This is a genomic window from Pseudomonas aeruginosa, from assembly GCF_001457615.1.
In the GTDB taxonomy this organism is placed as follows: Bacteria; Pseudomonadota; Gammaproteobacteria; order Pseudomonadales; family Pseudomonadaceae; genus Pseudomonas; species Pseudomonas aeruginosa.
This window is the reverse complement of record NZ_LN831024.1, coordinates 3,189,737-3,213,873: the sequence shown is the minus strand read 5'-3', so window position 1 is coordinate 3,213,873 and position 24,137 is coordinate 3,189,737. Positions and strand designations below refer to the sequence as shown.

General features: G+C 67.1%; 24 protein-coding genes. 15 read left to right on the top strand and 9 right to left on the bottom strand.

Annotated features, from left to right (window positions below):
• Positions 1 to 9: 9 nt before the first annotated feature.
• The 5 genes from AT700_RS14690 to AT700_RS14670 all read left to right on the top strand — a co-directional run bounded on the left by AT700_RS14690 (position 10) and on the right by AT700_RS14670 (position 5,117).
• Positions 10 to 1,089, top strand: coding sequence for an LLM class flavin-dependent oxidoreductase (locus tag AT700_RS14690; RefSeq protein WP_048521114.1), 1,080 nt, complete (start codon positions 10 to 12; stop codon positions 1,087 to 1,089).
• Positions 1,086 to 2,369, top strand: a complete 1,284-nt coding sequence (locus tag AT700_RS14685) for an MFS transporter (RefSeq protein WP_048521113.1) — start codon at positions 1,086 to 1,088, stop codon at positions 2,367 to 2,369. The genes AT700_RS14690 and AT700_RS14685 overlap by 4 nt, the downstream gene beginning before the upstream one ends.
• A complete protein-coding gene (locus tag AT700_RS14680; RefSeq protein WP_003121674.1) occupies positions 2,356 to 3,552 on the top strand; it encodes an MFS transporter in 1,197 nt (398 codons plus the stop codon). The genes AT700_RS14685 and AT700_RS14680 overlap by 14 nt, the downstream gene beginning before the upstream one ends.
• Before the next feature lie 102 nt (positions 3,553 to 3,654).
• A complete protein-coding gene (locus AT700_RS14675) occupies positions 3,655 to 4,164 on the top strand; it encodes a sigma-70 family RNA polymerase sigma factor (RefSeq protein ID WP_003107976.1) in 510 nt (169 codons plus the stop codon).
• Positions 4,161 to 5,117, top strand: a complete 957-nt coding sequence (locus AT700_RS14670; RefSeq protein ID WP_031636195.1) for a FecR family protein — start codon at positions 4,161 to 4,163, stop codon at positions 5,115 to 5,117. Before AT700_RS14675 ends, AT700_RS14670 begins: the two co-directional genes overlap by 4 nt.
• 1 nt (position 5,118) lies before the next feature.
• On the opposite strand, the gene AT700_RS14665 is transcribed toward AT700_RS14670, so the two are convergent.
• Positions 5,119 to 5,964 carry a CmcJ/NvfI family oxidoreductase gene (locus AT700_RS14665; RefSeq protein WP_003107935.1) on the bottom strand — a complete coding sequence of 282 codons (846 nt, stop codon included), beginning with the start codon at positions 5,962 to 5,964 and terminating at the stop codon, positions 5,119 to 5,121.
• Positions 5,965 to 6,112: 148 nt separating this feature from the next.
• Positions 6,113 to 7,147 (bottom strand): AraC family transcriptional regulator, encoded by a 1,035-nt coding sequence (locus tag AT700_RS14660; protein WP_003114843.1) that lies wholly within the window; start codon positions 7,145 to 7,147, stop codon positions 6,113 to 6,115.
• Positions 7,148 to 7,293: 146 nt separating this feature from the next.
• On the opposite strand from AT700_RS14660, the gene AT700_RS14655 reads away from it, so the two are divergent.
• The 3 genes from AT700_RS14655 to AT700_RS14645 are packed head-to-tail and all read left to right on the top strand — an operon-like array spanning position 7,294 to position 10,449.
• On the top strand, positions 7,294 to 8,769 hold the full coding sequence (locus AT700_RS14655) for a flavin-containing monooxygenase (RefSeq protein ID WP_003161548.1): 1,476 nt from the start codon (positions 7,294 to 7,296) through the stop codon (positions 8,767 to 8,769).
• 10 nt (positions 8,770 to 8,779) lie between these two features.
• Positions 8,780 to 9,709 (top strand): alpha/beta hydrolase, encoded by a 930-nt coding sequence (locus AT700_RS14650; protein WP_003142502.1) that lies wholly within the window; start codon positions 8,780 to 8,782, stop codon positions 9,707 to 9,709.
• Positions 9,694 to 10,449: an SDR family oxidoreductase gene (locus AT700_RS14645; protein ID WP_015648730.1), complete on the top strand. Its 756-nt coding sequence runs from the start codon at positions 9,694 to 9,696 to the stop codon at positions 10,447 to 10,449. Before AT700_RS14650 ends, AT700_RS14645 begins: the two co-directional genes overlap by 16 nt.
• Before the next feature lie 220 nt (positions 10,450 to 10,669).
• Here AT700_RS14645 and mdrR2 read toward each other — a convergent pair whose 3' ends face one another.
• On the bottom strand, positions 10,670 to 12,103 hold the full coding sequence (gene mdrR2 / locus AT700_RS14640) for a transcriptional regulator MdrR2 (protein ID WP_003106149.1): 1,434 nt from the start codon (positions 12,101 to 12,103) through the stop codon (positions 10,670 to 10,672).
• Between the two features lie 132 nt (positions 12,104 to 12,235).
• Between mdrR2 and AT700_RS14635 the strand changes: the two genes are divergently transcribed.
• From AT700_RS14635 to AT700_RS14610, 6 genes are all read left to right on the top strand, one after another.
• A complete protein-coding gene (locus AT700_RS14635; protein ID WP_003120268.1) occupies positions 12,236 to 13,126 on the top strand; it encodes a DMT family transporter in 891 nt (296 codons plus the stop codon).
• A 1-nt stretch (position 13,127) separates the two neighbouring features.
• The gene (locus AT700_RS14630; RefSeq protein ID WP_003106151.1) at positions 13,128 to 13,586 is read left to right on the top strand and encodes a Mov34/MPN/PAD-1 family protein; all 459 of its coding nucleotides are present in this window, start codon (positions 13,128 to 13,130) and stop codon (positions 13,584 to 13,586) included.
• Between the two features lie 22 nt (positions 13,587 to 13,608).
• The gene (moeB, locus tag AT700_RS14625; protein ID WP_023116577.1) at positions 13,609 to 15,027 is read left to right on the top strand and encodes a molybdopterin-synthase adenylyltransferase MoeB; all 1,419 of its coding nucleotides are present in this window, start codon (positions 13,609 to 13,611) and stop codon (positions 15,025 to 15,027) included.
• 18 nt (positions 15,028 to 15,045) lie between these two features.
• Positions 15,046 to 15,963 carry a PLP-dependent cysteine synthase family protein gene (locus tag AT700_RS14620; protein ID WP_003106153.1) on the top strand — a complete coding sequence of 306 codons (918 nt, stop codon included), beginning with the start codon at positions 15,046 to 15,048 and terminating at the stop codon, positions 15,961 to 15,963.
• 81 nt (positions 15,964 to 16,044) lie between these two features.
• Positions 16,045 to 16,740, top strand: a complete 696-nt coding sequence (locus AT700_RS14615) for a serine O-acetyltransferase (RefSeq protein WP_003120270.1) — start codon at positions 16,045 to 16,047, stop codon at positions 16,738 to 16,740.
• On the top strand, positions 16,737 to 17,471 hold the full coding sequence (locus tag AT700_RS14610) for an alanyl-tRNA editing protein (protein ID WP_033958075.1): 735 nt from the start codon (positions 16,737 to 16,739) through the stop codon (positions 17,469 to 17,471). The genes AT700_RS14615 and AT700_RS14610 overlap by 4 nt, the downstream gene beginning before the upstream one ends.
• Before the next feature lie 91 nt (positions 17,472 to 17,562).
• Here the strand turns inward: AT700_RS14610 and AT700_RS14605 are convergent, their stop codons facing one another.
• Complete coding sequence (locus tag AT700_RS14605; protein ID WP_003088822.1) at positions 17,563 to 17,961, bottom strand: four-helix bundle copper-binding protein; 399 nt, start codon at positions 17,959 to 17,961, stop codon at positions 17,563 to 17,565.
• 170 nt (positions 17,962 to 18,131) lie between these two features.
• On the opposite strand from AT700_RS14605, the gene AT700_RS14600 reads away from it, so the two are divergent.
• Positions 18,132 to 19,904 (top strand): thiamine pyrophosphate-requiring protein, encoded by a 1,773-nt coding sequence (locus AT700_RS14600; protein WP_010794132.1) that lies wholly within the window; start codon positions 18,132 to 18,134, stop codon positions 19,902 to 19,904.
• A gap of 18 nt (positions 19,905 to 19,922) precedes the next feature.
• On the opposite strand, the gene AT700_RS14595 is transcribed toward AT700_RS14600, so the two are convergent.
• The 5 genes from AT700_RS14595 to AT700_RS14575 form a co-directional block, all read right to left on the bottom strand.
• A complete protein-coding gene (locus AT700_RS14595; RefSeq protein WP_003106158.1) occupies positions 19,923 to 20,399 on the bottom strand; it encodes a DUF4142 domain-containing protein in 477 nt (158 codons plus the stop codon).
• Between the two features lie 67 nt (positions 20,400 to 20,466).
• Positions 20,467 to 21,408 carry a biotin-dependent carboxyltransferase family protein gene (locus AT700_RS14590; protein ID WP_003120271.1) on the bottom strand — a complete coding sequence of 314 codons (942 nt, stop codon included), beginning with the start codon at positions 21,406 to 21,408 and terminating at the stop codon, positions 20,467 to 20,469.
• Positions 21,405 to 22,118 (bottom strand): 5-oxoprolinase subunit B family protein, encoded by a 714-nt coding sequence (locus AT700_RS14585; protein ID WP_023103202.1) that lies wholly within the window; start codon positions 22,116 to 22,118, stop codon positions 21,405 to 21,407. The genes AT700_RS14590 and AT700_RS14585 overlap by 4 nt, the downstream gene beginning before the upstream one ends.
• Positions 22,115 to 22,858, bottom strand: coding sequence for a 5-oxoprolinase subunit PxpA (locus tag AT700_RS14580; RefSeq protein WP_014602970.1), 744 nt, complete (start codon positions 22,856 to 22,858; stop codon positions 22,115 to 22,117). The genes AT700_RS14585 and AT700_RS14580 overlap by 4 nt, the downstream gene beginning before the upstream one ends.
• Before the next feature lie 32 nt (positions 22,859 to 22,890).
• A complete protein-coding gene (locus AT700_RS14575; RefSeq protein WP_023464697.1) occupies positions 22,891 to 24,120 on the bottom strand; it encodes an OprD family porin in 1,230 nt (409 codons plus the stop codon).
• Positions 24,121 to 24,137 lie beyond the last annotated feature (17 nt).

The window sequence follows — 24,137 nt, the reverse complement described above, 5'->3', positions numbered from 1 at the left end:
GGACGAACCATGAGCATCGAACTGCGCGGCGGCGTGCGCGCCTCCGCGGTCATCGGCGACAGTGCCTTCGCCCGCCAGGCCGCGCGTTTCCTGCCGGACACCCGCAGTCGCGCGGTGAGCGCCTTCGACATCCAGCAGAAGGCCCGCCTGGAAGAGGCGGACGGCCTCGACGGCGCGCTGTTCACCGTTTCCGCTGCCTGGCCCGACCCCTGGCTGGTCGCCGGCTGGGCTTTGGCCGCGGCGCCGCGCCTGCGCGCCACCGTCGCGCACCGACCGGGGAGCGCCCAGCCGACCGTTGCCGCGCGCGCCCTGGCCACTCTCGACGGCCTGTCCAACGGGCGCGCCGGCGTACACCTGGTGATCGGCTCCAGCGACGCCGACGTGCGCCGCGACGGCGACTTCGCCGACAAGGACGAACGCTACCGGCGCGCCGTGGAGTACCTGGAGGTCTTCACCCGCGCCCTGGAAAGCCGCGAACCCTTCGACTACCACGGCGAGTTCTACCGGCTGGAGGACGCCGGCAGCGGCTTCCTGCCGATCCAGCGGCCGCGCCCGCCGCTATCCGTTGGCGGCTCCTCGGCGCAGGCACAACGCCTGGCGGTGCGCTTCGCCGACGTCTACGCCGGCCACTTCGCCAGCCCCACGCAGACCGCGGAGCTCAAGCGCAGGCTGAACGAGGAGGCGGCGGAGCAGGGACGGCGGCTGAAGTTCTGGAAGCACTTCCAGGTGATCCTCGGCGACAGTCCGGCGGCGGCCCTGGACATCGCCGAGCACTACCGCCAGGCCGCTTTCGAACTGCTTCTGGCACGGCCCCTCGACGAACTGGCGGCATCGCCGCAGGTCGCCCGCGACGGCGAGCGCGACCGGCTCGCCCGGCTGGCGCCGGAGGCCTTGCGCGAATGGGTGGCGAATACCGTGCAGCGCAGCTTCGCCGGGGTGCTGGTGGGCAGCGTCGGCGAGGTGGCGGAACAGATCCTGGCCTTTCATCGCGCCGGCATCGAGATCGTCCAGCTCGAGGCCACCACCGAGAACGCCGAGGACATCCGCTTGCGCCGCCAACTGATCGAGCGCCTGAGGCGCGACGCATGAGCGGCGTCGCCCGCGAGGCCATGGAGGACGTCGCGCCGGCGGCGCCTGGCGTCGGCGAGTTCGGCGTGGCCAGTTGTGGGGTGCTGCTGGCCTCGGTAGTGGGGGTGATCTTCGGCCCCACCGGGCTGGTGATCAGCAGCTTTTCGCTGTTCATCGAGCCGATCGCCGCCGACCTGGACTGGGACCGTGGCCAGTCGGCACTGCCGGTGACCCTGCTGGGCCTGGCGGTAGCCCTGAGCAGCCCGCTGAAGGGCTGGCTGGTGGATCGCTGGGGCGCGCGCGCCCTGGTCCTGCCGCTGACCGCCGCGCTGGCCCTGTGCCTGGCCAGCCTGGCGCTGGCGCGCAGCGGCTGGCAGCTATACCTGCTGTTCGCGCTGCTCGGCCTGCTGACGCCGGGCAACATTCCCTATGCGCGGATTCTCGGCGGCTGGTTCGAGCGTCGTCGCGGCGCAGCCTACGGCATCCTCGGACTCGGCTTCGGCGTCGGCGGGCCACTGGCGCTGTACCTGGGCAGCGCCTGCATCGACGCCTTCGGCTGGCGTGCCACCTTCCTCGTCTATGGCCTGCTCGAAGGCCTGCTGGCGCTGCCGCTGCTCTACGCGCTGTTCCGCGAGCGGCCCGGCGACCTGCCGCAGGCGCGGCGCCCGCCAGCCGGCGCGCTGCCCGGAGCGACGCCAGGCCAGGCCTGGCGCTCGGCGGACTTCTGGCTAATCGTCGGCAACCTGATCCTCGGCGTGTTCGCCGTCACCGGCGTGATGGTGCATGGCGTGCCGCTGTTGCAGGAGCGCGGCCTGTCGCGGGAAGTCGCCACCGACGTGCTGGCGGCGCTGTGGGTCGGCATGATCGTTTCGCAACCGGCGCTGGGCTACCTGCTGGACCGCTACGACACCCCGCGCATCGCCTTGCCGTTCGCCCTGCTGGCGGCGCTCGGGCTGCTGCTCCTGCTCCTTGGCGGACCGCCGGCGCTGCTCTGGGGCGCGGTGTTCCTGATCGGCCTGGGCGCCGGCGGCGAGACCGGCACCACCCAGTACTTCGTCAGCCGCTACTTCGGCCTGCGCCATTTCAGCGTGATCTATGGCTCGATCCAGCCCTTCACCTTCGCCATCGCCATCAGCCTGGGGTCCTGGCTGCTGGGTTACTTCTACGACCGCGCGGGCTCCTACGCGGGCTCGACGCTGGTCCTGCTCGGCGCGTTCGGCGTGGCGGCAGGGCTGCTGGTCATGCTCGGGCGCTATCGCTATGCCATCGACGGGGAGGCACGCAGCCATGGGCGAGACTGAACGGAGCAGGGCGGAGGTGGGCGTCTGGCTGCTGGCCGGGCTGGCCTTCGTGGTCGGCACGGTGGAACTGGTGGTGGCCGGGGTGCTCGACGAACTGGCCGCCAGTTTCGCCGTCAGCCAGGGCCGGGCCGGGTTGCTGATGAGCCTGTACGCGCTGGTCTATGCGCTGCTCGGCCCGCTGCTGGTCTACCTCAGCGCCGGCATCGAGCGCCGCCGCCTGCTGGCCGGCGCGCTGCTGGCGTTCATCGGCGCCAACCTGGCCAGCGCCGCCGCGCCGAGCTTCGCCCTGTTGCTGGCGAGCCGGCTGCTGGTGGCGGCCAGTGCCTCGGTCATTGTGGTGGTGGCGATCACCCTGGCGGTGGCCATCGTCGCACCGGAACGGCGCGGCCGGGCGATCGGCCTGGTGTTTGCCGGCATCGTCGCCTCACTGGTGCTGGGCGTACCGCTGGGCACCCTGATCGGCGAGTTCTGGGGCTGGCGTAGCCTGTTCCTGCTGCTCGCCGGGGTCGCGTTGCTCGGCCTGCCGCTGCTCCTGCGCCTGCTGCCGGCCATACCCGGCGCGCCCGGCATCGCCCCGGCGGAGCAACTGCGGGCGCTGGCCCGGGGCCGGGTGCCGTTCGCCCACCTGGCATCGCTGTTGCAGATGACCGGCCAGTTCACCGTCTACACCTACATCGTGCCGTTCCTGGTCGGCAGCATGGCCCTCGACAAACCGACCATCAGCCTGGTCCTGCTGGTCTACGGGGGCGGCGGCATCCTCGGCGCGCTGCTCGGCGGACGTGCCGCCGACCGCTGGCCGGGGCCGGCCACCTTCGTCGCCTTCCTGCTCCTGCATGCACTGGCCCTGGTCCTGCTGCCGTTCGCCACCGGCGGCCTGCCGCTGCTGCTGGGCGCGGTGGTGTTCTGGTGCGTGTTCAACATGGCGCCGGGGCCGGCGATCCAGAAATACCTGGTGGAACTCAGCCCGGACACCGCGGCGATCCAGATCAGCCTCAACACCAGCGCGATCCAGCTGGGCGTGGCCCTGGGCGCCTTCATCGGCGCGATCCTGGTGGACCAGGTGGCGGTGCGCGCGCTCCCCTGGTGGGGCGCCGCGCTGATCCTCGGCGCCGCCGCCTGCGGCTGGCTGTCCGCGCAGCGGCCGGCGGCGGGCACGGCGGACTGCCGGGAGCGCCTCGATTGATTCCCTACCGTGCGCCACGGGAACAGCCCCGGGCGCCGTTCCTCAACCTCCAGGCTCACTACCGCTATCCGTGGCGTGGCCTGCCAGCAGCGAACGCTTACCATGGATAGCCAAGGCTCCATCAAGAACACCCTGATCGCCCAGTTGTTCCAGCAGAACTACGACTGGCTGTGCAAGAAGCTGTCCTACCAGACCGGCTGTAGCCACAGCGCCGAAGACCTCGCCGCCGAGGCTTTCCTGCAGGTCTGGATGCTCCCCGACCCGGCGTCGATCCGCTCGCCGCGGGCGTTCCTCGCGACCATCGCGCAACGCCTGATGTACGAGAGCTGGCGGCGCAAGGACCTGGAGCGCGCCTACCTGCAGATCCTCGCCGAGGCGCCGGAGGCGGTGCAGCCGTCGCCCCACGAACAGTGGATGCTGATCGAGAGCCTGCAAGCCATCGACCGCCTGCTCGACGGCCTGTCCGGGCAGGCCCGCGCGGTGTTCCTGATGAGCCAGCTGGAAGGCCTGACCTACGTGCAGATCGGCGAACGCCTCGGATTGTCCCTGGGGCGCATCCACCAGTTGATGAAGGATGCCTTGCACTGCTGCTACCGGGGATTCCAGGAATGAGCGAGAAGCCGGAACGGCAACGCATCGTCGAGGAGGCCATCGAATGGATGGTGCGCCTGCAATCCGGCGACTTCAGCGTCGCCGAGGGCGATGCCCTGGAACGCTGGAAGGCGCTGTCGAGCGAGCATGCCGAGGTGTTCCGGCAACTGCTTGGCAGCCTCGCGCCGCTACAGGACTCGCCCTGGCGCGGCCAGCCGAGCGCTACCGTGCTGCGCGCCCTGGAGCAGCCGTCGAGCCGCCGGCGCTTCGTCGGCGGCGCCCTCGGGCTGTTCGTCCTGCTCGCCGGCGGCGCCGGCCTGGAGCGCTGGGTCCAGGCCGGCATGGGCCTGCCCGGCGAACTGGCGACCGGCACCGGCGAGCGCCGCGACTGGTTGCTGGCCGACGGCAGCCGCCTGCGCCTGAACGCGCGGAGCAAGGCGCGACCGCTGCTCGACGGCGCCCAGCGGCGCCTGGAGCTGCGGCGCGGCGCGATGCGCCTGGAAGTGAAGGAGGACCCGCGCGGCGCCTTCGCCCTCGACTGCGCCGCCGGACGGGTGGACTGCGCCAGCGGCAGCCTGCTGCTGGCCGAGGAGCGCGGGGCGATCCGCCTGGTGACCCTGCGCGGCAGCGCGCGGCTGACCACCGGTGAGGGACGCCAGCTGGCGGTGGCGGCACGACGTAGTCTGCTGTTCGATGCCGGCGGCCTGCTCGAACAGGGCCCGATGCAGGCCGGAGAGGATGCCTGGGCCAGCGGCTGGCTGGAGGTCCACGACCGCTCCCTGGCCTGGGTCGCGGAGGCCTTCCGGCCCTATCTGCCAGGCATCCTCCAGCTCGACGCGGAGATCGCCGGCAACCGCGTCAGCGGTCTGTTCCCGCTGGACGACATGCACACGTCCCTGGACATGCTCGGACGCAGCCTGCCGATCCGCGTGCTGCGCTACAGCGACTACTGGATCAGCCTGCGCCCCGCCTGACTCATTCGTCGAAGAACAGCAGGCAACGCAGTTCGATACTCTGCCGCGGCGGCGCATCGGCCGGGGTGCAGGGATCGTCGAAGGCGGTGTGCGCGCCGAGGCGGGCCTGCGCGTCCTCCCGCGAATCGTAGATCTTCAGCAGCAGCGCTTCCTCCGGCAGCAGGTGCGGGTAGTAGTACCAGCGGTGCTCCGGGTTGGGCTTGACCGAGTAGGTTTCGCCCACCTTGTCGCGGTACACCAGGTCACTGGCCACCAGGTCGTCGAACGCCAGGCTGCGGGCGTCCAGCAACGCCAGCGGCGCGCGCTGCGCCGGGTGGCCGAACGGACGCCACAGGTTGACGATCTGGAAGCGTCCGGCCAGGCGCCGTTCGGCGCGTTCCGCCGGCAGGTGGTCGCGGACCCGGCGCGGCGCCGAGCGCAGGGTCTGGTCGTTGTGCACGTAGCGCACCGGTTCGCGCAGGCCGCGTTCTTCGCGCCCGGCCTGGTCGACGCGCAGCGTGTGGTCGAAGATCACCGCCTCGGCGGCGCCGGTCAGGCGGCGGAGCAGGGCGATGCTTTCCGGGTAGTAGCGTTCACGAACCTGGGCTTCATCCTCGAAATCGCCCACCGCGCTCGCCTCGCGCACCAGTTGGAAACCCTCGCGCTCCAGGCTGGCCGGTTGCGCCAGCAGACGCGCATTGCGGATCGCCACCCGGGTCGGCTGCAACAGCGCGCTGCGCTGCGGCGTCCCGGCGGGGGCCGGATAGGTGTAGGCGACCGGCCGTTGGCCGTTGTCGCGGATATAGTTGACCTCGGCCTCGACCTGCTCCGGCGCGTGCGCCGGCCATGCGTGTTGCTGGCAACCCATGTGTCGTTCTCCCGTTGCCAGCGGAGATGCCTCCGCTGCCGCGCCGCCGGATGCCGCGCGTGAACGGCCAATCTAGCCGCTGGCAGGCGGCGGCGAAACGAACATCGAGCGCTGGCGTCCTGCCTTCGTGGAATAAGCCCGGAGCGGCTCAGGACATCGCGTCGAGTCGTCGCCGCTGGCGATACTGGCGCGGCGTCATGCCTTTCCAGCGCCTGAAGGCATGGCTGAAGTTGGACACCTCGCCGTAGCCGAGGCGCTCGGCGATCTCCTCCAGGCGAATCGCGCCGGTGGCCAGCAGCTCTTCGGCGAGGGCCTGGCGCACCTCGTCGAGCAACAGGCGGTAGCTGCTGCCCTCGTCGTCCAGGCGGCGACGCAGGGTACGCACGGTGAGGTGCAGTTCCATGGCCAGGGTCTGCATGTCCGGCAAGTGGCCGGGCGTCCTCAGCAAGCGGTCGCGGATGCGTCCGGCCAGACCGCCGCGCACCTGGCGGCGGGCGAGCAGGGCGCGGCACTGCTCCTCGCAGGCGCGCGCCACCTCTGGATTGGCGCCGGGCAGCGGGAGGTCGAGGAAGCGCCGTTCGAAGACCACCCGGTTGTCCGCCTGGCCGAACGCCGGGCACAGGCCCAGCTCGCGCACGTAGGGCGCGGGATCGGCGGGCGGTGGGCGGCGGAAGCCGGCGCGGAGGATCGGCAGGCGCTGCCCGGTGAGGTCGCGCTGGATGCGCAGCACGCCACCGGCGTCGCGTTCGAGGAGGAAAATCCGCAGGTCCTCGGGAATGCCGGCGTCGTCGAGCACCAGGTGCGCTTCATCGTCGTGTACCTCCAGGCGGATGCCATGGAAGGCGAAGGTCAGGTCGAGGTAGCGCAGGCCCAGTTGCGCGGCGCTGAGGAAGGTCGGGCTGCTGAGCAGGGCGAAGCCCCAGATGCCGTAGGCGTTGAGGTGATAGCGCAGGCCTGCCGCCAGGCCCGGCGCGCAGGCGTCGCCCAGGTGCCGGACCAGGTTGCGCACTACGCTCAGTTCCTGGGCCGCGTCGATTTCCCCGGAGGGATCGCCGAGCAGGCGGATATCCAGGCCGCTACCTGCCAGGCACTGCTCCAGGCCGAGGCCGCGGTCGATGCCGAACTGGATCAGCAGGTGCGCGCTGATGGCGCTGCGGCGGGGAGACCAGGGCGGAGTGGGCATGGTGGCGTCCGAGGTTGACCGAAAATCACAACTTTATGTCCGGCCCGGCCATAACGCCAGTCGCCCCGGCGAACTAGGATGCTGCCATCCGCCGCTGGGCGGAATCGCGCCGGACGGCGTGGCAAGCAACAAACGGGAGCACAACAATGCACAACGAGTCCCGCCCTGAAGCCCCCTTGCGGGTGCTGGTGGTCGGCGCCGGCTTCGCCGGTCTCGGCTTGGCGATCCGCCTGCGACAGGCAGGCATCGACGATTATCTGGTCCTGGAAAAGGCCGCCGATGTCGGCGGTTGCTGGCGGGAAAACCGCTACCCGGGCGCCGCCTGCGACGTCCCCTCGCATCTCTATTCGTTTTCCTTCGAGCCGAAGGCCGACTGGTCGCGCAAGTTCGCCCCGCAGGCGGAAATCCTCGACTACCTGCGGCATTGCGCGGACAAGTACCGTCTGCGCGAGAAGATCCGTTTCCACTGCGAGGTGGAGGAGGCCCGTTTCGACGCCGGCAGCGGCGAATGGCAGGTGCGCTGCGCCGATGGCCAGACGCTGCGCGCACGGGCCCTGGTCTGCGCCACCGGCCAGTTGAGCCGGCCGCTGCTGCCGCGCCTGCCCGGCCTGGAGCGCTTCCAGGGTCCGGCGTTCCACTCGGCGAACTGGGACGCCGAGGTCGAGCTGGCCGGCAAGCGGGTCGCGGTGATCGGCACCGGAGCCAGCGCCATCCAGTTCGTCCCGCGGATCGCCCCGCAGGTGCAACGCCTGTCGCTGTTCCAGCGCAGCGCGCCTTACGTGATCGCCAAGCCGGACCGCACCTACGCCGACTGGGAACGCCGCCTGAAGGCGCGCTGGCCGTGGCTGCAACGCCTGGATCGGGGGCTCAAGTACCTGCACCACGAATCGCGGATGCTCGCCTTCGCGACCTTCCCGGCGCTGATGAAGGTGATGCGGCTGAGCTTCCATCGTCACCTGCACCGGCAGATCGCCGATCCGCAACTGCGCGCGCGGCTGGTTCCCGACTACCCGCTGGGTTGCAAGCGCATCCTGATCAGCAACGACTATTACCCGGCGCTGGCCAGGAGCAATGTCGAACTGGTCGACACGGGCATTCGCGAAGTCACCGAAGACGCCGTGGTCGGCCGTGACGGCCGCCGGCACGAGGTCGACGCGATCATCTTCGGTACCGGCTTCGCCGCCACCGAGTTCCTCGCCCCGATGCGCATCCTCGGCCTCGACGGACGCGACCTGCGGCAGGCCTGGGCGGATGGCGCGGAAGCCTACAAGGGCATCAGCGTCAGCGGCTTCCCCAACCTGTTCATCCTTTACGGGCCGAACACCAACCTCGGCCACAACTCCATCGTCTACATGCTGGAAAGCCAGTTCCCCTACGTGCTCGGCTGCCTGCGCCAGCTCCAGGCGCAGGGCTTGCGCTACCTCGACGTGAAGCCCGAGGTCCAGCGGCGCTTCAACCTGGAGGTGCAACAGGGGTTGCGCCATACCGTCTGGGAGCGTGGCTGCGACAGCTGGTACAAGACTGCCGCCGGCAAGAACACCAACAACTGGCCGGGCTACACCTTCGTCTATCGCTGGCGTACGCGCCGGCCGGAGCTTGCCGACTATGACCTGGCCCGCTGAAGCGCCCCTGATGTCGCCGCCGCAACGCCTGCGCGCCGGTCTCCTGCGCGGCTGCCTGCGCCTGTTGTTCCGCGGGCTGGTCCGTCCGCCCATGCCAGTGGCGCTGCAACGCGGCGTGTTGCGCGGGCTGAGCCTGGCGACGCTGGGCGCCGGCGGCGTCGTCCGCGAGCGCCGCAGCCTCGCCGGCGTGCCCTGCGAGTGGTTGCGGCCGCGCGGGGTGGAGGCGCGGCGCCGGGTGCTCTACCTGCACGGCGGCGCCTACCTGATCGGCTCGCCGGCGACCCACCGGGCGATCACCACGCACCTGGCCCGGCGTTGCGCCGCCGAGGTCTGCGCGGTGGACTACCGGCGCGCCCCGGAACATCCGTTCCCCGCCGCCCGCGACGACGCCCTGGCGGTCTACCTGGCATTGCTGGAGGCCGGCCATTCGCCGCGCCGGCTGCTGCTCGCCGGCGACTCCGCGGGCGGCCACCTGGCGCTGTCCCTGGCCCTGGAGCTGAAGGCGCGCGGCTTGCCGTTGCCGGCCGGGTTGCTGCTGTTCTCGCCCTGGACCGACCTCGGCTGCCAGCGCCTGCACACGCCGGCGGCCGGCGACCCGCTGCTGTCGCGGGCCTGGCTGGAAAGCGCGGTGCGCCTGCTGCTGCCGGCCGACGCGGAGCCAGGCTCGGCCGCCTTGTCGCCGCTGCATGCCGACCTGGCGGGGCTGCCGCCGCTGCTGGTACAGGTCGGCGAGGACGAACTGCTGCGCGACGACAGCCTGCGCCTGGCGCAACGGGCCGGTGAGCAGGGCGTCGCGGTGCGATTGCAGCGCTACGCCGGTTGCTGGCACGTGTTCCAGGCCCATGCCGGCGTGTTGGCCAGCGCCGACCGGGCGTTGGACGAGGCGGCCGCGTTCGTCGTCGAATGCAGCGCGGAGGGCGACAGGTGCAGAACATCCTGATCAGTGGTGCCGCTTCCGGAATCGGCGCCGCCAGCGCGCGTCTGTTCCACCGCCGGGGCTGGCGGGTCGGTTTGCTGGACATCGATGCCGAGGCGTTGCGCGGCTTGGCCGCGCAACTGCCGGGCGCCTGGCACCGCGCCGTGGACGTCAGCGAGCCCGACGTGGTCGGCGAGGCGCTTGCGCAGTTCTGTGCCGATGGCCGCCTGCGCCTGCTGTTCAACTGCGCCGGCGTCCTGCGTTTCGGCCGCTTCGAAGAGGTCGCCCTGGAGGACCACGCGCGGTTGCTGGCGATCAACCTGCAAGGCGTCCTCAACTGCTGTCACGCGGCCTTTCCGTTCCTGCGCGCGACGCCGCAGGCGCAGGTGCTCAACATGGGCTCGGCATCGGGGCTGTATGGCGTACCGGAGATGGCCGTCTACTCGGCCTCGAAGTTCGCCGTGCGCGGGCTTACCGAGGCGCTGGAGCTGGAATGGCGCCGCCACGGTATTCGTGTGGCCGACCTGATGCCGCCGTTCGTCCGCACGCCGATGGTCGCCGGGCAGCCCTACCAGCCGCCGGTGTTGCGTCGCCTGGGGCTGAGACTGGACGCCGAGGATATCGCCGAGGCGGCCTGGCGGCAGGCGCACAGCCGGCGGGTACACCGGCCGGTGGGCGGGTTGTTCACGGCGCTGTACTGGGCTGGGCAGTTGTCTCCGCCGTGGGTGAACCGAGCGGTGATGGCGTGGTTGTCGCGGGGTTAGGCTCTGCGCAGGATGGATAGAACGGATTAAAGCTTGGGTGGGTTTCACGCTGGATGGTCTAGCTGCTTTTCGTGGCTGCCTCGACTTCTTGTTTCGCCGTCCCAGGCGAGTGAAATCCATGGTAGATCTCGGACCATAGGTATGCCTTAGTCAGGCGCCGGTGCTTATCGCTACCGTTGAGCCCAAGAGTCCTCCTCGGGTGGGACCGTTGCCTCCCGTATCAAGCACGCATCGTCAGCATCTCTTGGGGGCCTTCGCGTAGGAGCGCTGCCAGGACTGCGAAGCCGTCAGATAACGTATTCCCCCCTCCTGGGGAATTGCTGACGCTGATTCGAATGGCCTGGGGAAGCGTACCGCGGCCCGTACTAAAGGCCTCTGCGGTGGTGACAAGATGCTGCTGTCCGCGCATGCCTTGCTCTATTTCGATGGCGCGCCAGGGGGCTGGCACTTCTACCCAGAAATGCGGACAGCATAGATGGCTGCGATAGGTCAGGCCCTGCAGCAGGTCCACAACCAGCGCTTGGCGACGCGCGATTTCCCCTCTCTGGTATTCGAGCAGTGCGCTTGCAGTACCGTCCTCGACCCATCGGCTCGCAATCTCGAGAACCAGTGGTGTCGCCATCCAGCACGAATTGCGAAGCGCTGCTGCCATGCGACTTACCATGGATGCAGGAGCATGAACGTATCCAACCCGCAATCCTGCAGCGACCGCCTTGCTCATGCCACCGATGAGGATGCCCCGCTCAGGCAGCAGATGGCAGAGAGGGGTGGGGCGTTCGGCCATCAATACAGCATGGGTTTCGTCCTCGATGACGATCAAGCCGTGCTCGCGGCAGATCTTCGCGATTTCCTTCCGCCTGGCGCCTGACATCACTGCAGTGGTCGGGTTCTGGATGGTGGGTGTGCAGTACAGGGCGGTGATCCTGTTCGTGCGGCAGGCCTCTTCGAGGGCGTCGGGCAGTAGCCCCTCTTCATCCATTTCCAAGCCGAGCACCTTGATGCCCAACAGTTGCGCGGCACTGATCAGCCCAGGATAGGAGAGCTGCTCCGTTACCAGGGTGTCGCCGGCGCGCAGCATGGCCATAAGCACGACGAGCAGACCGTGTTGGCTGCCATTGACGCACAGAATCTGCTGGTGCTCCGCTTGAAACTCACCGTGAGACAGCCATGTTGCTCCCGCTTGCCGGTGTCGGAGCAGTCCTGTGTCGGGTGTGTAGAGCATTAACTCCTGCAGGAGCTCAGGGGCCGCACTCAATTGCTGAAGGCTGCGGGAAAGCAGTTCGGTCTCATTGCCCGGAATATGCATATTCCGGCTCATGTCGTTGCACATCTCGGTGCTGTCTACGAAATTGCGAAAGCCCGCCTCCCGAGCACGTTCTCGACCGCGGTTGCGGACGAACGTACCGTCGCCGACCCGAGCCTCAACCAGCCCCATGCGCTCCAGCTCACCATAGGCCCGGCTCACCGTGCCCGCGGTCACACCGAGCTTGTCCGCGAGGATGCGATGTGGCGGCAGCTTGACTCCCTGCCGGAGAACCCCATTGCGAATAGATTCTTCGATGCCCTGGGCCAGCCGTTTGTACTTCAGGCCGGGCCCTTCTGGTAGGAAGAATCTGAAAATTGAATCGGTGTCAATATTTGCTTTGACCGGCATATTTTCTCCGAATTAACCTCAAATAAAGAGGTTTGATAAGCAATAAAGGGCGTCAATCAAAGAATAACATGGGGGAAAGACGTGCAACTTATGTCAATTCAAGCTCTGACTATCAACAGGCGGCAGGTACGTGTGGCCAGCCTGGTGACCGCTGTTCTATTTCTAGTGGTGTGTATCAGCTGGGGGACTACCTGGCTCGGCATCAAGATCGCCGTGGAGAGCGTGCCGCCGCTAACTGCCGCCGGATTGCGCTTTCTGATCGCATTTCCGCTTTTCCTGCTCTTTGCGCGGCTGCGCCACGAGACGATCTTTTTCCCGCGGCGACTCCTGGCCTTCTTCGTCTTCGTGACGCTCGGCTACTTCAGCGTGCCCTACTACCTGCTGAACTATGGCGAGCAATACGTCGCTTCAGGTCTTACCGCGCTGCTGTTCAGCAGCATGCCCGTGTTCATCCTGATCTTCTCCGCGATCTTCCTGCGCGAGCGCATCTACCTGTCGCAGATCCTTGGTATTGCGATTGGCTTCGGCAGCCTGTTCATGATCATCAGGTCTCAAGGGCTGCATCTGGACTACACGGAGTTGTTAGGCGTACTTGCCATCCTGCTCGCGGCGATCATGCACGCACTCAGCTACGTCATCACCAAAAGGCAAGGTGCTGACATCGGCGTGATCACCTTCAATACGCTGCCCATTGGCATCGCCGGCTTGGGGCTGTTCATGGCCGGACTCGTGATGGAACACCCGAACCTGTCTGCCGTCACAAGCCGATCTTGGGCTGCCCTGATCTATCTCGGTCTGGTGGCATCAGTCGGGGGATTCATCGTGTACTTCTTCCTGCTCAAGCGTTTGAGTCCCGTTGTGCTGTCGTTCGTCTTCATCATTTTCCCGGTGTTCGCCGTGATCATCGGCGCCTGGTACGAAGGGGTTGCCATCTCTCGCGAGTTGATTGGCTTCACCGTGCTCCTATTGGCTGGATTTGCCATCACCAAGCTTCCCATCGAGAAGCTGCTCGGCAGGAGGTGACATGAATACGAACGTGTTGACCGAGCATGCATTGAGCGTGATCTACAGACACGCCTGCAGGACCTATCCAAGGGAATGCTGCGGATTCGTTCTCGCCGATGCAAAAGTGAAAGAGGGTACGAACATCCAGGATGAACTGCACATGGCTGACCCCCGGAGGTACCCACGCACGGCCGCCAACGGGTACACGTTTTCCGTGACGGATACCGTATTCCTCAACAGCAGCTTCAAGACGTGCAGCCCGGTATCCGTCATCTACCACTCCCACCCGGACGTCGGTGCCTACTTCAGCCGGGAGGATATCGACAAGGCATTGTATGCCGGGGAGCCAATGCTGCCGGTCGACTACCTGGTTGTTGATGTGGCCGCCGGCAACGTTCGCGGCGCAAAACTGTTTGCCTGGCGCAACGGACGCTTTGAATGCACACGAGAGTTCGGGCCATCGAGCCAGGACGAGTAGACATCTGGCAAGGAGCTGAAAAGTGAAGACGGTAATTTTTCCGGAAGTACTGGTACGGGCCGCCCAACTGGAAGGCGGGCGCCTGGAGGGAGCGGGCTTGACGGTTGGCGAGCTGCTGGCAGGCCTTGCCAGGAAGCATCCTTCATTACTCGGGCACCTGTATTACGAAAACGGTCAATTGAAAGAACACTTCCTGCTGACCCACAAAGGTTCGCTAGTCAATCTGGATGGCGAGCTTTCCGATGGAGATGAAGTCGAAGTCATGCTCGCGACATCTGGCGGTTCTGGCGTTGAAGCGTTGAGCGACGAAGAAGTTCAACGCTACGTTCGCCACATCACGTTGCCAGGCGTTGGCAGGGAAGGCCAGCAGCGCCTGAAGCAGGCCAGGGTGCTGATAATCGGAACGGGCGGCCTGGGTTCGCCCGCTTGCCTTTATCTGGCCGCAGCAGGAGTGGGCACCATCGGGCTGGTTGACTTTGACGTGGTGGAGTCGAGCAATCTCCAGCGCCAGGTCGTCCATGGCTATAGCACGCTCGGTATGCCGAAGGTTGAGTCCGCCCAGCGCCGGATGCAGGACCTGAACCCCTACATTGAAGTCGTAACCCACCGTTACGCCATCGACGCGGACAATGCGCAGTCACTGATTCAGAGCTATGACCTGGTATTGGATGGCACCGACAACTTCGCCACACGTTACTTGGTCAACGCGGTTTGCGCCAAGCTCGGAAAACCACTCGTCTTTGGCGCGATCTATCGGTTCGAAGGTCAGGTCAGCGTCTTCAATCTGGAGGGAGGCCCCTGCTACCAATGTCTCTTCCCGAACAATCCCCCGCCTGAGGTGGCTCCAAGCTGTAACGCAGGGGGAGTTATTGGTGTGCTGCCTGGAGTGATTGGCCTGCTGCAGGCAACCGAGGCGGTGAAGGCCCTCGTCGGCCTGGGCAAGTCCCTATCAGGCAGACTTCTTCGATTCGACGCGCTGCTCATGCACTTCAATGAAGTGAAGTTCAATCGGCGCGACGATTGTCCGGCCTGCGGCAAAACCGCTGCAGAGAATCCCCGCCACTGGAGGGAGGGATTGCTCTGCCAGGCAAGCGCGGCACCGTCGCAACGACTCGACGACGATCGCTATATCGATCCCAGCTGCCTGTTGCAGTTGATGAAATCCAACAGCGAAAACTATGCCCTTCTGGATGTACGCGACGCGGGCGAGCTCGAAGTGTGCCAGTTGCCGGGGATCGTCCACGTTCCCTTGAACGAACTCGCCAGCCATTTCGCCAATCTCGACTTCAGTAAGCGCTACATCCTCGTGTGCTACGCCGGCACTCGTGCCGAACGCGCGGCCATACAGCTCATGGGGGCAGGGTTCTCCAACGTCCAAGTGCTCGATGGCGGCATGAAGCGATGGGCGAAAGAGATAGAGCAGCACATGCCGATGTACTGAACCATAGGCAGGGAAAGCATGATCTACGATTCGCTACTCGATTTAATTGGCGGGACGCCGGTGATACGGCTGAGCAAATTGTCTGCTCGCCTGGGGGTGAGCGTATTCACCAAGCTGGAATCCTTCAATCCAGGAGGAAGTCATAAGGCGCGTATCGCGCTCTGGATGATTCTGGATGCCGAACGCAAAGGAATCCTGGTGCGCGGGAAAGGGCAGACCATTCTCGAGCCGAGCGGGGGAAATACGGGGATTGGACTGGCAATGGCGGGGAACATCCTGGGGTACCGCGTGACCCTGGTGGTTCCCGACAACTACAGCCCTGACAAGAGACAATTGCTCGAGCTGTATGGCGCTCACGTCGTGCTGTCGGATAGCAGAAAAGGGAACAACTCGCATGGCGAGCTGGCAATCCAGATACTGCTGGAACATCCGGAGTTCGTCATGCTCAACCAGCAGCGCAATCCAGCCAACCCGCAAGCCCATCGCGAAGCTACAGCCCTGGAAATCCTGAGGGACTTTGCAGGCCAGCCACCCCCGGACTTCTTCTTCGCTGGCATTGGAACTGGTGGACATATCACGGGTGTTGGAGAGGTGCTGAGGAACCACTGGCCGGATATGGCCATCTATGGCGTGCAGCCAGAGCAGTGCGACTTGCTCGACGATAGGCACGCACCGCATGAGATTCAGGGACTTTCCATTGGTATCGTGCCGGAAGTCTGCAACCTCGGCATTGTTACTGGCATGGTCGGGGTGTCGAAATCTGCCTGCTTGTCGATGATCCGGGAAGTCCTGCAAAACGACTCTGTGAGCATGGGGTTGTCCTCCGCAGCCAACCTGGTCGCGGTGCTGAACATGGCATCTGCCATGCCGTCAGGCGCTCGTGTACTGACGATGATCTACGATGGCGTCGAGTCATACATGGACGCTTTTCGATGAAGTTGTAGAGCAGAGCACGGCGATAACGCTTGCATGGTCGAAATGAGGTCGCATGCGATGGACAAACTGGTAGGTAATCTGATGCGCGCGGCATTGATGGAGTGCTGCTCACCCCAACTGGTGGAGCGGATAGTCGCTCATTCGATGTTCGAAGAAGCCAGACGTTGGTGCGAGGAAGACCTGCAGGCATTCGCCAGCAAGGATCCAGCCGCACAGGGACGGACATCCGACATTGCGTTTGGCTACAGCTCGTTTAAGGCAGTGCTGCACTACCGGCTTTCCCACATGCTGTGTCTGCGAAGCACATCTGAAGGCGATCCTGAGAGAGCGTTGGAGGCTACCGCGCTCCTGGTCTCCTCTCGTGGAAAGCTCCTGTCGGGCGCGGAAATCCACCCAAGATGCAAGATTGGCAGTCGATTCATCCTGGACCATGGGCATGGCACGGTCATTGGCGAGACAGCGGTAATCGGTGATGACTGTTACATCCTCGGAGGTGTGGTATTGGGGGCAACTGGCATATCGGCTAATCCCGCCGGTAAGCGTCACCCCACCATAGGGAGCCGCGTCCAAATCGGGGCCTTCACGCGTGTACTGGGTGACATCGCTATCGGCGACGATGTGTTTGTCGGTCCGCATTGTGTCATCAAGGACGACATCCCTGTCGGTTCAGTCGTAACCCTGCGTTCTGAACTACAGGTCATCCGAGGCCCCCACATAGTTCAGCAACTACAGCCGGCAGCCACGCAGACCCAAATTCAACCAATGGAGGCATCATGACGCAGACCGCCTCCCTTTTTCTCCAGGACTCCTACCGGGAAGAGTGTTTGGCGAGAATCACCGATCTCGTTGAAGATGGCCTGCTGCTCGACCAGACCGTTTTCTATCCCCAGGGGGGTGGCCAGGCTGGAGACAGTGGTTGGCTGACGCTGGCTGATGGCACGCGGCTCCGGATCGCCGATACACGCAAGGGGACAGAAGCAGGTGCTGGCAGGGATGCCATCCTGCATATCCCAGCTGAAGGCCAGGCAACCGTTCTCCGAGCAATGAAGCCTGGCGAGGTGGTTCTTGCGCAGATCGATTGGGTGCGTCGTTACCGGCACATGCGACTGCATACCGCAGCGCACATGCTCTGTGCTGTCCTGCCCTATCCGGTCAATGGGTGCAGCATCACTGATGAGCATGCGCGCCTGGACTTCGTGACGAGTGAACCGCTGTCCCGCGAGGCCATTGATAGCGCCTTGGCGACAATGGTCGAGGCAGCACATCCGGTTTCGATCGACACCATGAGCGACGATGCACTGCGGGCTAGGCCAGATCTGGTGCGCACCATGAGTGTCCAACCTCCGATGGGCGCCGGGCAGGTTCGGTTGGTGAGTATTAAAGACACCGACCTGCAGCCTTGCGGTGGAACCCATGTGGCGAATACCGAAGAAGTTGGGGTGGTGCGCGTTTCCAAGATGGAGAAGAAATCAGCGCGCACCCGTAGGGTGGTACTGGTACTGGGTTGAGCGACTACCGTCGACATGGCCGTCGGTTTCCCATTCTACGCCACAGGTCACCCTCGCCACGCCCGGCAGCTCCATGCAATGCCAGAGGGCCTCAGGCCGGCAACAACGGCCGACAGGCCTCGACGAAGCGCCGGCAGGCACCCGCACATTCGCGCTCCAGCGGCTCGTCGCCATCGCAACGCTCCGCGCATGCCAGGGCATAGCGCGCCGCCAGCTCGCAGGCGGCCGGCGCCCATGGGCTGCGGCGCTCCAGTAGCAGGGCGGCGAGGCGGCAGAGGTCGGCGCAGTCGCCGGCGTGCTGGCGTTGTTCCCTGCTGGACTCGATGCAGAGCGCCAGGTAGCGCTCGCACGCGCGGATGCAGGCCTGGGCTGCGAGCCGGCAGCGCTCTTCCGGCGCCTGGGCGGCGGCACCGCCGAGCAGGGCGTCGGCGTCGGTTTCCAGCAGGGAGCCGGGGTCTTCGTTTCCGGGATCGTTGATGGCGCGGGTCATGGCGGCACCTCCTGGCGATTGCGCCCATGCGGGCCCTGTCCCTTGGGCCGGTCGCCCGCGCCGACAGTTCAGTCGATTTCGCCGTCGGCACCGCCGCTCGATTGCCTTGAACCCTCGCCTGCGGCGCCAGTCCTCATTGGTACGACCCCAGACACGACCAGGAGGCGAGAATGTCCAGCACGGTTGCCGATCAATTGCTCGAACGCTTGAGCCAGTGGGGGGTGAAGCGCGTCTTCGGCTACCCCGGCGATGGCATCAACGGGATCATGGGCGCCATGGGCCGGCGCGCCGAGGCATTCGACTATATCCGCGTGCGCCACGAGGAGATGGCGGCCTTCATGGCCGGCGCCCACGCCAAGTTCACCGGAGAGGTCGGGGTGTGCCTGGCCACCTCGGGGCCGGGCGCGATCCACCTGCTGAACGGGCTCTACGACGCGCGCATGGATCATCAGCCGGTGCTGGCCATCGTCGGCCAGCAGGCGGCTACCGCGCTGGGCAGCGACTACCAGCAGGAAGTCGATCTGCAGAGCTTGTTCAAGGACGTTTCCGCCTATGTCGAGACCGTGGTCAGCCCGGCACAACTGCTCCATGTGCTGGACCGAGCCCTGCGCGTGGCGGTCGGCGAGCGGCAGGTGGCGACGGTGATCGTGCCCAACGACGTGCAACAGATGGCGGCCCCGAAGCGCCAGCCCCACGAGCACGGCCACGTGATGTCGGCGGTGGGCTTCGTCCAGCCGCGACCCTACGCGCGCGACGCCGACCTGGAAGCCGCCGCGGCGATCCTCAATCGCGGCCGGCGCGTGGCGATCCTCGCCGGTGCCGGGGCCCTGGGCGCGCACCGGCAACTGGAAGCGGTCGCCGAGCGCCTGGCCGCCGGAGTGGCCAAGGCGCTCCTGGGCAAGGCGGCGGTTTCCGACGACCTGCCGTACGTGACCGGCTCCATCGGCCTGCTCGGCACCCGCGCCAGCAGCATGCTGATGTCGCATTGCGACACCCTGCTGATCGTCGGCAGCACTTTCCCCTACAGCGAGTTCCTACCCAAGGCCGGCCAGGCGCGGGCGGTGCAGATCGACCTGTATCCGCGCAACATCGGTATCCGCTATCCGATCGACCAGGCCTTGCTCGGCGATGCAGGGGAAACCCTGGAGCGCCTGCTGCCGCTGCTCGAGCAGAAAAAGCACGGCGCCTGGCGCCGCCGGGTCGAGCGGGCGGTGACGGCCAGTCGCGAGGAAGCCCGGCGCCAGGCCGAAGAGCCAGCCGACCCGATCAACCCGCAGCGGGTATTCCGTTCCTTGTCGGAGCAACTGCCGGACGATGCGATTCTCTGCGGCGACAGCGGCTCGCATACCAACTGGTACGCCCGCGACATCCGCATGCGCCCGGGCATGCTCGGCTCGCTGTCGGGCAAGCTGGCGACCATGGGCAGCGGCGTGCCCTACGCCATCGCCGCCAAGCTCGCCTATCCGCAGCGGCCGGTGGTGGCGATGGTCGGCGACGGCGCCATGCAGATGAACGGCAACGCCGAACTGGTCACCGTGCAGCAGTACTGGCAGCGCTGGGACTCGCCGACCTTCATCGTGCTGGTGCTGAACAACGGCGATCTCAACCAGGTGACCTGGGAGCAGCGTGCCCTGGCCGGCGACCCGGAGTTCAGCCCGGCGCAGGAAGTGATCGATTTCCCCTACGCGCGTTATGCGGACATGCTCGGCTTCAAGGGCATCCGCGTGGATCGCCCGGAGGACATCGACGCCGCCTGGGCCGAGGCCTTCGCCGCCGACCGCCCGGTGCTGCTGGAGGTGGTCACCGACCCGAACGTGCCGCCGCTGCCGCCGCACATCAGTTTCGAGCAGGCCAAGCACCTGCTTGGCGCCATGCTGCAGGACGATCCCAAGCGCTGGGGGGTGATTCGCCAGAGCGCCCGGCAGGTCCTCGCGCGGCACTGAGCAAGGCGGTCGCGGCGCTCAGTCGGCGCGGCCGCTACGCAACTGGTCGGCCAGTTCGCGGTGGTGGTAGAAGCGCGCCAGCCATTCGTCGGCGAAGCGGCGCAGGTCAGGATCGGCGGAGTCCCGGGCGATTCCCTCGAAGCGTGCGACCAGACGGTCCTGCTGGCGAATCTGCGCGTCGAGGAAACCGCGCTCGTCGAAGCCGCCGGGAGCGGCGGCCTGCCGTTCGGTCTGGCGCGGCGAGGGCAGCGCCAAGGCCTTTTCCCCGGCCAGGGCGCGCAACTGATGGTCGAACTCCTGCTGTTCGGTGAGTACGCGCTTGGCATAGAGCTGCACCGCCTTGTTTTCGGAACGGCGCATGGCTTGCTCGGCTGCCTCCACCTGGGCCTGGCTGTCGGCCAGGCTGTCGGCGAGCAGGGCCCGGGTATCAGCGGGTTCGGCCTGGACGGCCAGGGGCAACAGCAGGGCGGCGATCAGTGACAGGCGACTGGGCATGGCGAACCTCCGGACGGGACGAGTGTGCGGTGGACGCTCGCCATACGGCGCCGTTCAAAAAAACCGCCTATGCGTCCCAGGCCGCCAGCAGGCGTCGATGCTCGCGGTGCGCCGCCTCCTGCACCGTCGGCAGCAGCCGTACCGGCTGGCCTGGCAGGCATTGCGCCAGGCGCGCCAGCGCCAGCGGGGCGAGGGCGCCGAGACGGGGGTAGCCGCCGATGGTCTGGCGGTCGTTGAGCAGGACGATCGGCTGACCGTCCGGCGGCACCTGCACCGCGCCGAGGGCGATGCCTTCGGAGATCATCGACTGCTGCCGGCATTCCAGGCGCGGGCCGAGCAGACGTACGCCCATGCGGTCGGCGCGGGTATCCACCTGCCAGTCGCCGTTGAACGCATCGAACAGGCTCATGGCCGGGAAGTCGCCGATCTGCGCGCCGAGGATCAGCTCCAGGCGCGCTTCGCCGGTGCAGTCCATGATCCGTTCGCTGGGCAGGGGCAGCGCGCGCGGTCGCGCGCCATCGGCCAGCCAGCCGAGGCTGTCGCCTGCGGCCAGGGCCTTGCCGTCGGCGCGGGGGCCGCCCAGGCCTTCGCGGGCCACCGTGGCCAGGCTGCCCAACTGGCGCTCGCCGGCGAAGCCGCCGGGCGCCGCCAGGTAGGCGCGGGCGCCCTGGCGTGGGTGGGCGAAGGCCAGGCGCTGGCCGCCGCGCACGGCGAACGCGCCCCAGGCCGGTAGCGGCTGGCCATCGAGGGTCGTGCCGAGGTCGCCGCCGGCCAGGGCCAACCAGCCGTCGGCACGGCATTCGGCGACGAAACCGCCGAGGGCGATCTCGATCACCGCGGCGTCCAGGGGATTGCCCAGCAGCCAGTTGGCCCAGCCCATGGACAGCCAGTCGAGGGCGCCGCCCTGGGTCACGCCGAGATGGCGGCAGCCGAAGCGGCCGCGATCCTGCAACTGGACCAGCGGGGTGCTCTGGCACACCCGCAGGCCGCCGTGGATGGAGTCGTTCATGCCTGGACCTCCAGGGGCGTGTCGTCGCCGCCGAGACGGACGAATTCGGCGTGTCCGATGGGTTCGAAACGCACCCGGTCGCCGGCGCGCAGCAGGCTGTAGCCGTCCAGGGTGAGGTCGAACAGGCGCACCGGGCAGCGCCCGAGCAGGTTCCAGCCGCCTGGCGAGGCCTGCGGATAGACCGCCGTCTGGCGCTCGGCGATGCCGACGCTGCCGGCGGCGATGCGTTGCCGGGGAGTCGCCAGGCGGGGTGCCGCCAGGGCTTCCTCGACCAGCCCCATGAAGGCGAAGCCGGGGCTGAAACCGAGGGCGAAGACCCGATACTCGCGCTGGCTGTGGCGGCGGATCAGCTCGGCGACGCCGAGCTGCTTGCGCCGCGCCAGGGGTTCCAGGTCGGGGCCGACCCGCGGGTCGTACCAGGTCGGCAGGATGTGCAGGCGGCCGCCGTCCTGGCGTCTCGGGTGCAAGTCGGACAGCGCCGCGGCGATCCGCGCGCGGGCCTCGCCAGGGTCGAGCTGGAGCAGGTCGTATTGCAGGAGCAGGGTGGTGTAGGACGGCACCAGGTCGAGCAGGGCGGCGCCGAACGCCGCCCGCAGGTTTTCCTCCGCCGCCAGCAGCCAGGGCATGTTGGCTTCGTCGATGCGCTCGAACAGGCGCAGGACGAAGCTGTCGATGGCGGCCACCTCGATGCGCGGTTGCGGTTGGCTCATGCCGCCTCCAGGGCGTCGCGGATGCGCCGCACCGCAGCCAGCGAGGCGGGGTTGTCGCCGTGTACGCAGAGGGTCTGCGCCTCCAGCGCCAGGGCGCTGCCGTCGCTGGCTCGCAGCGCCGCGCCACGGGCCAGCAGGAGGGCCTGGGCGAGCACCGTCTCGGCGTCGTGGTGTACCGCGCCGGGCTGGCTGCGCGAGACTAGGTAGCCGGCGCCGTCGTAGGCGCGGTCGGCGAACGCCTCGAACCACAGCTCGATGCCGTGGGCCTCGCCCAGCGCGCGCGCCGCGGTGTTGTCGCGGGTGCTCATCAGCATCAGCGGCAGGGCGCGGTCGTAGGCCGCCAGTGCGCGCAGCACGGCGGCGAGGATCGCCGGGTCGCGCATCATGTCCTGGTACAGCGCGCCGTGCGGCTTGACGTAGCGTACCCGTTCGCCCTGGGCGCGGCAGAGTCCGTCGAGGGCACCGATCTGGTAGAGCAGCAGGTCTTCCACTTCCTGCGCCGAGCAGGCCAGCGAGCGCCGGCCGAAGCCGACCAGGTCGGGGTAGCCGGGGTGCGCGCCGATGCGCACGCCATGCTCCACCGCCAGGGCCACGGTGCGGCGCATGGTGCCGGGATCGCCGGCGTGGAAGCCGCAGGCGATGTTGGCGCAATCGATCAGCGGCATCACCTCGGCGTCCAGGCCCATGCGCCAGGCACCGAAGCTCTCGCCGATATCGCAGTTCAACAACAGGTTGTTCATGCAGGTTCCTTCAGGTCATTGCTCGCCGGACCTCACCACAGCGTCAGGCTGTAGCTGAGGATCAGGCGGTTTTCGTCGAGGTCGTTGGCGAAATTCGAACGCACCGTGGCGTTGCGCCATTTCACCCCGAGGTTCTTCAGCGGCCCGCTCTGCACCACGTAGCCGAGGTCGGTGTTGCGTTCCCATTCCTTGCCGTCGTTGGCCGCGCCGCGGGCGACGTTGTCGCCGGAGACGTAGCGGCTCATGAAGCTCAGGCCGGGCAGGCCGAGCGCGCCGAAATCGTAGTCGTAGCGCAGTTGCCAGGAACGCTCGTCGACGTTGCCGAAGTCGCCGATCTGGATGAAGTTGACCAGGTACGGGTCGCTGCCGGCGATGTAGGGATAGGGATCGTCGCCACTGATCCGCTGGTAGCCGGCGGCCACCGCGTGGGCGCCCAGGCGCAGGCTGAAGAGGGCGCCGAAGGCGCGGTTGTCCAGTTCGCGGAAGCCGCCGTCCTCGCTGGCCCGGGCGAAGCGCAGGTCGCTCTTGAGCGAACGCTGTCCGCCGAGGTCGAGGGTGTGTACCAGGCCGGCGAAGGTCTGTCGGTAGATGTCCTTGAGCCGACCCTGGTGCAGGCTGGCGGTCAGCGCCGGGGTCAGGCGATAGTCGCCGCCGGCGAAGTCGAAGGCATCGCTGCGCCCGCCGATGCGGTTGGCGCTGAACACCTGGTAGTCGCTGGAACTGTTCAGCTTGTTGCGGTCCAGGTGCGCGCCGCGCAGGGTCAGGCCGTCGATCTCCTGCACGTCGATCAGCGCGCCGCGGAACAGTTCCGGCAGCAGGCGGGTGTCGTTGGCCGAGACCAGCGGGCTCTTGAAGTGCAGCGCGCCGACCTTGAGCAGGCTGTTGGAGACCCGCGCCTTGGCGGTCAGGCCGAGCTTGGCGTAGTCATCCTGGGAGCCGCCGGCGGAGCCGTCGGCCGGCAGCAGCCCGGTTCCGCCGCTGCCGCCGCCGGAGTCGAGCTTGAAGCCGAGCAGGCCGATGGCGTCGACGCCGAAGCCGACGGTGCCTTCGCTGAAGCCGGACTCCAGGCGCAGGAGGAAGCCCTGCGCCCATTCGTCGGCGTTGTCGCGCGCGCCGCTCTGGCGGAAGTCGCGGTTGAAGTAGAAGTTGCGCAGTTCGAGGCTGGCGTGGCTGTCCTCGACCAGGTCGGCCTGGGCGAGCAGCGGCCAGCCCAGCCCGCTGCCGGCGAGCAGCGCGGCAGCCAGGCGGGGAGTGGGATGCATGCTGGGATTTCCTCGGT